The organism is Streptomyces sp. NPDC001100, from assembly GCF_053598575.1.
This window is the reverse complement of record NZ_JBSFKO010000070.1, coordinates 21,922-29,379: the sequence shown is the minus strand read 5'-3', so window position 1 is coordinate 29,379 and position 7,458 is coordinate 21,922. Positions and strand designations below refer to the sequence as shown.

5 protein-coding genes and 4 pseudogenes are annotated in these 7,458 nt (G+C 68.5%); 7 read left to right on the top strand and 2 right to left on the bottom strand.

Annotated features, from left to right (window positions below):
* From ACWDEW_RS47635 to ACWDEW_RS47615, 5 genes and pseudogenes are all read left to right on the top strand, one after another.
* Positions 1–118 (top strand): annotated as a pseudogene (locus ACWDEW_RS47635) (sugar ABC transporter ATP-binding protein); the annotation flags it as partial.
* Between the two features lie 84 nt (positions 119–202).
* Complete coding sequence (locus ACWDEW_RS47630; protein WP_450522445.1) at positions 203–1,108, top strand: sugar phosphate isomerase/epimerase family protein; 906 nt, start codon at positions 203–205, stop codon at positions 1,106–1,108.
* A 64-nt stretch (positions 1,109–1,172) separates the two neighbouring features.
* Positions 1,173–1,766 (top strand): annotated as a pseudogene (locus ACWDEW_RS47625) (5-deoxy-glucuronate isomerase); the annotation flags it as partial.
* A 24-nt stretch (positions 1,767–1,790) separates the two neighbouring features.
* A pseudogene (locus ACWDEW_RS47620) lies at positions 1,791–2,061 on the top strand (aldehyde dehydrogenase family protein); the annotation flags it as partial.
* A gap of 77 nt (positions 2,062–2,138) precedes the next feature.
* Positions 2,139–3,335: a Gfo/Idh/MocA family protein gene (locus ACWDEW_RS47615; RefSeq protein ID WP_450522443.1), complete on the top strand. Its 1,197-nt coding sequence runs from the start codon at positions 2,139–2,141 to the stop codon at positions 3,333–3,335.
* Positions 3,336–3,356: 21 nt separating this feature from the next.
* Here ACWDEW_RS47615 and ACWDEW_RS47610 read toward each other — a convergent pair.
* A pseudogene (locus tag ACWDEW_RS47610) lies at positions 3,357–3,605 on the bottom strand (IS110 family transposase); the annotation flags it as partial.
* A 236-nt stretch (positions 3,606–3,841) separates the two neighbouring features.
* Here ACWDEW_RS47610 and ACWDEW_RS47605 point away from each other — a divergent pair.
* The gene (locus tag ACWDEW_RS47605; protein ID WP_450522441.1) at positions 3,842–4,840 is read left to right on the top strand and encodes a sugar phosphate isomerase/epimerase family protein; all 999 of its coding nucleotides are present in this window, start codon (positions 3,842–3,844) and stop codon (positions 4,838–4,840) included.
* A 651-nt stretch (positions 4,841–5,491) separates the two neighbouring features.
* Positions 5,492–5,749 (top strand): hypothetical protein, encoded by a 258-nt coding sequence (locus ACWDEW_RS47600; protein ID WP_450522439.1) that lies wholly within the window; start codon positions 5,492–5,494, stop codon positions 5,747–5,749.
* A gap of 32 nt (positions 5,750–5,781) precedes the next feature.
* On the opposite strand, the gene ACWDEW_RS47595 is transcribed toward ACWDEW_RS47600, so the two are convergent.
* Positions 5,782–7,443 carry an alkaline phosphatase family protein gene (locus ACWDEW_RS47595; protein WP_450522437.1) on the bottom strand — a complete coding sequence of 554 codons (1,662 nt, stop codon included), beginning with the start codon at positions 7,441–7,443 and terminating at the stop codon, positions 5,782–5,784.
* Positions 7,444–7,458: the final 15 nt, after the last annotated feature.

Here is a 7,458-nt window from a genome sequence, read left to right as displayed (position 1 = left end):
GGCCGGCGGCACCGAACTCGCCGCACTCAAGCACGAGTTGTCCCAGGTCCGCGGCATCGACATCGAAAAGCTACCCGGAGGCAAGGACGTCACGGCCCCGGCTGGAAGCGCCCACTGACAACGACACCAGCCGTATCCCCGCGCGGGCGAACAGCGGCGTCAAATACTCCCCCCGCTCCCCTACCCCCAAAGGCATTCCCTCATGAAGATCGCCCTCGACCCGTACATGATCCGCCATGTCCCACTGCTCGAACTGCCCGGCGTGGTGGCAGAGTTGGGCTACGAGTGGATCGAGCTCTCACCCCGCGAGGACTTCATCCCGTTCTTCCGGCACCCCCGGGTGGACGACGCCACCGTGCGTAGGTTCCGCAAGGCGCTGGACGCGGCCGGCGTCGGGATCTCCTCCCTGCTGCCGCTGTTCCGCTGGTCCGGCCCCGACGAGGACGACCGGCAGGCCGCCGTGCGCTACTGGAAGCGGTCGATCCAGATAGCCTCCGAGCTGGGCGTGGACAGCATGGTCTCGGAGTTCAACGGCCGGCCCGAGGAACCTGACCGCAGCGAGGCCCAGTTCTGGAAGTCGATGGACGAACTCCTGCCACTGTTCGAGCAGGAGGGCATCCGGCTGAGCCTGGAACCACATCCGGACGACTTCATCGAGGACGGCCACCAAGCGGTCGACTTCATCCGGGGCATCAACCACCCGAGCGTCAGCTTCCTCTACTGCGCCCCGCACACCTTCCACATCGGAGACGACGCCCCCGGCATCATCCGGCACGCGGGTGACCTGCTCACCCATGTCCACCTGGCCGACGCGTTCGACCACACCGCATCCTCCGGCAACCGCTACATCCTCAACCCGCCCGGCACCACCGCCCGCATCCACCAGCATCTCGACATGGGCCAGGGCGAGGTCGACTTCGGCGAGCTGTTCCGGGCCCTGCGGGAAAGCGACTTCGACGGCACCCTCACGGCGTGCGTCTTCGCCTGGGAGGAACGAGCAAAGGAATCCTCGCTGTTCATGCGCGCGAAGATCGACGAGTACCTCGCCGCATCGTCGCAGCAAACCGTTGACATGGCGCTTCAGCGTGGGCACAGTACTCCGTCGTAAGCGCTCTTAAAGCGCTTTAAGCAGACCGCCCCACTGGAGTCCTCGAAGCGAAGGGAATCGCAAAATGCCGTCGGAAGTGCTCACCGTGGGCCGTGCGGGAGTGGACGTTCTTCCGCTCCGGACAGGCGTGGGCCTGGCAGAGGGCTCCTCATTCGGCAGGTACCTCGGCGGCAGCCCGACCGACGCCTCTGCCGCCGCCCAGTGCAAGCACCCCTCGGTCGTGGTCACCAAGTCGGTCACCATCACCTCAGGCGCCGAGGCGGCCCGTCGACAAGGCAGTGACCCTGCTGTGAGCGGTGCGAGCACGTGCCATCGACACTCCGGCCTCAGGGCCCTGCCCCTGAAGCCGAACGAGGCGCACTCCCTGTCCACCGGAGACTGCGAGTTCCTGGTCCTGCCGCTGACGGGCTCCCGCACCGTCACCACGGACGGCTCGGCCTTCGAACTCACCAGCCGGACAGACGTTTTCGCCTCGACCACCGACTCCGACTCCGCGTATCTGTCGCGCTCGTCGGAGGCCCTGATCAGCAGTGCGCACGGTAGGACGTTCGCACTGCCAGCCGCCCGTACCGAGCGGAGCTCACTCTCCGCTCGGTACGGGCCCAAGGAGAACGTGCCCGTCGAGTTGAGCGGCGCCGGAGCGAGTTCCCATCAGGTCGACAACCACTGCCTGCCGGGCACCGTCGGCGCGCTCGACAAAGCCATGGCCGTGGTCGACGCCAAGCCGTACTGCAGGCAACAGCGCCGCCTGGCTCACCGCCTCCGGTGAGGCCTCACGCGGATTCCAGCGCAACGTCGAGGTCGGGATGATCGGCGTCAACGTGCCGGTGCCCGTGCCGATGTCGTACTGCTCCTTCGGCGGCTGGAGGGAATCCCCCATCAGCAACGCCCCCATCCACGGCCCCGAGGGCATCCGCTTCTACACCCGCCCCAAGGTCGTCACGACCCGCTGACCGCGGCCCGCCCAGCAGGTCACCGCCGGCTTCAACTTACCCACCTCCAGCTGACCTCTCTTCTCAAGGGACACCTCATGACCTCCTCCGCCAAGCCCCTGTCCGTCGCGGTGATCGGAGCCGGTATGGCCGGCCGCAGCCACGCCGCCGGATACCGCAACGCCAACACCGTGTTCGGAGCGGGCCTGCCCCCAGTCCGGCTGGCCGCGATAGCCGACGCCAACACCGCGCTCGCCGAAGACGCCGCCCGCCGCTACGGCTTCGACAAGGCGCTGCCGAGCTGGGAGGCCGTCGCCGAGGACCCGACGATCGACGCCGTCAGCATCGTCGTAGGAAACGCGCTGCACCGGCCGATCGCCGAAGCGCTGGTCGCCGCCGGGAAGCACGTGCTGTGCGAGAAGCCGCTCGCCGGCTCCCTCGAAGACGCCCGTGCGATGGCCGAGTTGGAGCGGTCCGCCGATGTCGTCACCGCCGTCGGCTACACCTTCCGCCGCTCCCCCGGCATCGCCGCGATCCGCGACCACGTACGGCGCGGCGAACTGGGTGACCTCACCCTGTTCAGCGGTCGCTACTGGTGCGACTACGCCACCGACCCGAAGGGGCCGCTGAGTTGGCGTTTCAAGGGCGGTGCCGGTTCGGGCGCGCTCGGTGATGTCGGCTCTCATGTCATCGACGCCGCCGAGTACGTCGCCGGTCCCATCGCCTCGGTCTCCGGTGCCACGCTGTCCACCCAGATCGCGAAGCGTCCGCTGCCGCTGGGCGCGGTCGTCGGGCACAACGCCGCTCCCGTATCGGACGAGTTCGGCGAGGTGGAGAACGAGGACACCGCGTCCTTCACCGCCCGCTTCGAGTCCGGGCTCGTCGGTACCTTCTCCGTGACCCGTACCGGTTTCGGGCTGCCCAACGGGCTCGCGTTCGACGTGCTCGGGATCGGCGGACGGGCCGCGTTCGACCAGCACCGGCCGGCCGAGTACCTCTTCGACGACGCCCAGCCCGACGCCCGTACCCGTGGTGCCCGGCAGATCATCGCCGGGCCCCAACTGCCGTACTTCGCGGGCGGGGTGCCGATGGAGGCACCTGGCGTGGGCGCGAGCAACGCCGACAACTTCACCTACCAGGCCCGTGCGTTCCTCGACCAGGTCGCGGGGGTCGCCGACCCACTGCCGGCCTGCGCCTCGTTCGCCGAGGGACTGCGGACCATCGAGATCATCCGCGCGATCGTCGAGTCCTCGCAGGACGGCGGCGCCGCCGTCACGGTCCCGCCCGCCGTCTGACCACCCGCACCCATCCAAGGAGCCGGTGATGTAGACCATCGACTGGTCGTGGCCGAGGAGCAGGCCGATCAGGAGGGCTGCGCCGCCACTGTTGAGGTCGACCGCCCACAGCACGTCCTCGTCGAGGGCAAGGACGTCGCCGATCAGGTCCAGCAGGATGGATTCGCCGTTCAGGACCCGGCGGGACAGCAGCCGTTCACCGTCCGCGTTGATGGCCACGCAGTGGTGATGTTCCTTGCCGATGTCCACTCCGGCCCATATCCGGGGCACGGTCACCTCCGCCAACTCCCCGCGCTCTCACAGCCCAGCAGACGACCTCGCCGACGTTGCCCTGCACAGCGATCGAGTCGCATCTCCCAATTGGCGGTCGAGTCGTCGCGGGGCTCGGGGCGGCCAAGCTCCTTGAGCCATCGGGGCGTCCCGCATACAGCCATACCCAGAACCCCTGGGTCCCTCTGATCTTACGAATGATCATTTCGAACCCACTAGAAAGGTAGGGCACCCGCATGTCCCTCAAGCTCGGCGCCTACACCGCCTGTCTGCACGACCGCCCACTGACCGAGGCCCTCGACATCCTCAAGGAGAACGGCCTGACCTCCGTCGAGGTCAACACCGGCGGATTCATCCCCTCCCCGCACTGCCCGGTCGACCTGCTGCTGTCCTCGGCGACCGCGCGCGAGGAGTACCTGGCCACCTTCGCCGAGCGCGGGATGGAGCTGACCGGCCTCAACTGCAACGGCAATCCGCTCAACCCGCTCCCCGGGGTCGGCCCGAAGCACGCCGACGACCTGCGCCGTACGATCCGCCTCGCGGGGCTGCTCGGGGTGCGGCACGTGGTCACCATGTCCGGCACGCCCGGTTCCGACCCGGACGCCAAGTACCCCTCCTGGGTGGTCAATCCGTGGGACGGCGTCTACATGGACGTCCTGGACTACCAGTGGGGAGTGGCCGTCGAGTTCTGGAAGGAGATCGACGCGCTGGCCCGGGAGAACGACGTCCGGGTCGCCATCGAGATGCACCCCCACAACCTCGTCTTCTCCCCCGTCACCCTGAAGCGGCTCGTCGACGCGACCGGCGCGACCAACGTCGGCGCGGAGATGGACCCTTCGCACCTGATGTGGCAGGGCATGGACATCGTCGCCTCCATCAAGTGGCTGGGCCCGCTGGTGTTCCACGCCGCCGCGAAGGACGCAATGCTCTGCCCCGGAGCCGACATCCGCGGCGTGCTGGACACGTCGTTCACCCGCGTGCCCGCAGACGCACCCGGCAAGGTGCCCACCGGCTACGGCTTCTGGTGCAACTCCTGGCCCGAGAACCCGGCGTGGAAGTTCGTCGCCGTCGGTATCGGCCACGACGTCGCCTACTGGACCGAGTTCCTGCGCGCCCTCGCCGAGGTCGACCCGGACATGGCCGTGAACATCGAGCACGAGGACGCCGCCTACTCACAGGCCGAGGGGCTCGCCCTGGCCGCAAAGAACCTGCACGCCGCCGCGGCCGCCCTTTAGAGCCAACTCCCCACACAGGTACAGACGTTCACGACCGCGCCCGGTGGACAGGGCGCGGTCGTGTCGCCCCTTCTTCCCGCTTGGACGAACGGAGGTTTCCCCCTGGTCGTGGACACCCTGGACACTGGATCTACGAAGTTGCAGAGATCAGAGCGACGAAGTGCAGGAGAGCCGGAGCCTTCTCTCGCAGCGTGGGGTACAGCTCGGCTCCGAACACGTTCGTCCGGGGTCGCTCGATCGCTCACACCAGAAGGCCCATGTCACACAGGGAGCTTCAATCTAACGGTCCTGTCTCACATTCGTTGGTGGCGGAAGGTTGCCAAGGTCGTCGACATTCATGTGCGAGATGTCAACGCGCTTGTAGATGTGGTGTTCTCGGGGCTGTTGCCTCTGGTCATCGTGGACGTGACCGACGAAGGCGAGCGGATCCTGGTGCGAGCACGGACACCGGCGGACATGGTGGCGTGCCCGAGCTGTGGGGCGCCGTCCGGGCGGGTGCATGGCCTTCACCTGCGGACGGTGGCCGACGTACCGGTGGACGGGCGACGGGCCGAGGAACAGAGACGGGCTGCGGCTCTGGCGGAGGAGCGGCGTGCCGAACGGATCAGGACCGCGCAGGAGTTCGTCTGATGCGCATTGGAGGCCGACGGCATGGCGCATGCGCGGCCGTCGCGGTGGGAGATCGGCGACGAGCGGTACGTGGCGGCCAGGCCTGCGATGGACGGTCTGCGGATAGCCGAGAAGGGGGTCGAGCTGCTGTGTGCCCCCATCCTGCACGCACCGACGACTGCCTATGCCCGCGCCCTCAACCAGGAGGTCTGGCACGAGCGGGACGAAGGGAGTCTGGCCGACCGTCTGCAACCGTTCAAGGCCGAGTTCCTCGCCGTCGCCCGCCGCAGCCTGACCTGACTGCCGTACCTCGTGGCCGCGGCGGGCGAGAGTCAGTTCACCGACCGGCGGCCCGGCAGCACGGTGGTGTGTTCCTCGCGTACGGCCTGCAGGGAGCGGGGGTCGAGGCCGAGGAGGCTCAGGATCGTCGGGGCGATCTGCTTGGTCTGCACGTGTGCGGAGTCCCGCACGCCGGCCGGGACGGAGGCTCCGGAGACGACGAGGGGTACGGCGAGGTCGTCCGAGTGGCCACCGCCGTGCTCGGCGATCTTCTTGGTGCCGCCGGTGTAGACGACGCCGTACTGCGCGACTCCGAAGAGGTCCGGGACCCGCGCGTCGCCGGGCTTGACGTGGAAGTGGTCGGCGGCGGCCCGGCCGGCGTAGACCTTGCTGAGTCCGCTGTGGGTGTAGGTCTTGGGCTTGGCGTTGATGTCGGTGCCGGTGCCGTTCTGTGCGAGCAGGTACTTCTTGGCGAAGGCGGTGGCGGCCGGGGAACGGTCGGAGAGCCAGAGCAGCATGGCGTCGTCGTCCACCGCGTGAGTCACCAGGTCGGCGGCGCCGGGGTGGAGCTTCTTCCAGGCGGCGTTGAGGCCGTCCAGCAGCGGGCCGTCGGCGACGCGGGTGAGAGCGGCGGGGTCGGTGGGCGACTGGCCGTGCTTGGCGGAGAGGATGACGGTGGTGCTGTCGGCGAGGTGCCGCTTGTCGATCTCGGCGGTCAGGGCGCCGATCTCCGTGTTGATGAAGTCGAGGTTCTTCACCAGTAGCGGGCCCGGGACGTTCTTGGCGGTGTAGCCGCCGGTGAGGCCGTCGGAGGCGGGCAGCTTCTGCGCGGTGGAGACGGACTGGAAGTTGAGGCCGAAGATCGCCGGGGTGCCGACCTTGTGGGTGCGGCTGTGGTCGTAACCGTCGATCTCGTTGAGGACGGCCTTCACCTTGTAGCCGTCGTACTGCTCGGTGGCCTGGTTGTCCGTGGTCCAGTCGTTGCCGGCCGCGTGGCCGAGGGCGTCGCTGTTGATCTCCGGGGTGAACAGGTCCTGGACACCGGTGCCCGAGGGGCCGTTGAGGATCTCGTAGGCGGCGTGCTTGTCCGACCATGCGGTGCGCAGACCTGCCTGGCGGGCCACCTCGAAGACGGTGTTCACCTTGAGGTAGGAGTGCGGGTAGACCGGCTTGCAGGTCTTCGGGTCGACGGGCAGCTTCGACGCGTTGATCAGGCTCTCCGGGTGGCCGGTCATCGACAGGATGCTGTCCGGCAGGCCCGCGAGGCCCTGACCGGCGTCGATGGAGGCCTGGTTCTTGTCCAGGTCCTCGGTGAGGTCCACCTCGACCCCGGGCTCGACGCCCTTGCAGCGGGTGGTTCCTGCCGGGAGGAGCGCGGCGTTGTAGGTGTCGTCGTAGTAGACGCCCGTGGTGCCGGGACCGCCGCCGGTCGCCTGGGCGACCATGCCGGGGAAGGAGTCGGACGGCGTGGTCGTGGCGGCATGGGTGTACTCCACGCCGCCGCCGACCAGTTGGGCCAGCGCGGACTTCGGGTGCCTGGCGATGTACCAGGCCAGGTCCGACTGGTGCAGTCCGTCGACGGAGACCAGCAGGACGTGCCGGGTGGCGGCCGGGTGGTGGGAGGCGGCGAACGCGGCGGGCTGGGCGGCGGTCACCCCGGTGAGAACTCCGGTCGCGGCGAGGAGGGCTGCGGGCCTGACGTGGCGTCTGGACATCTGGTTTCTCCCGGG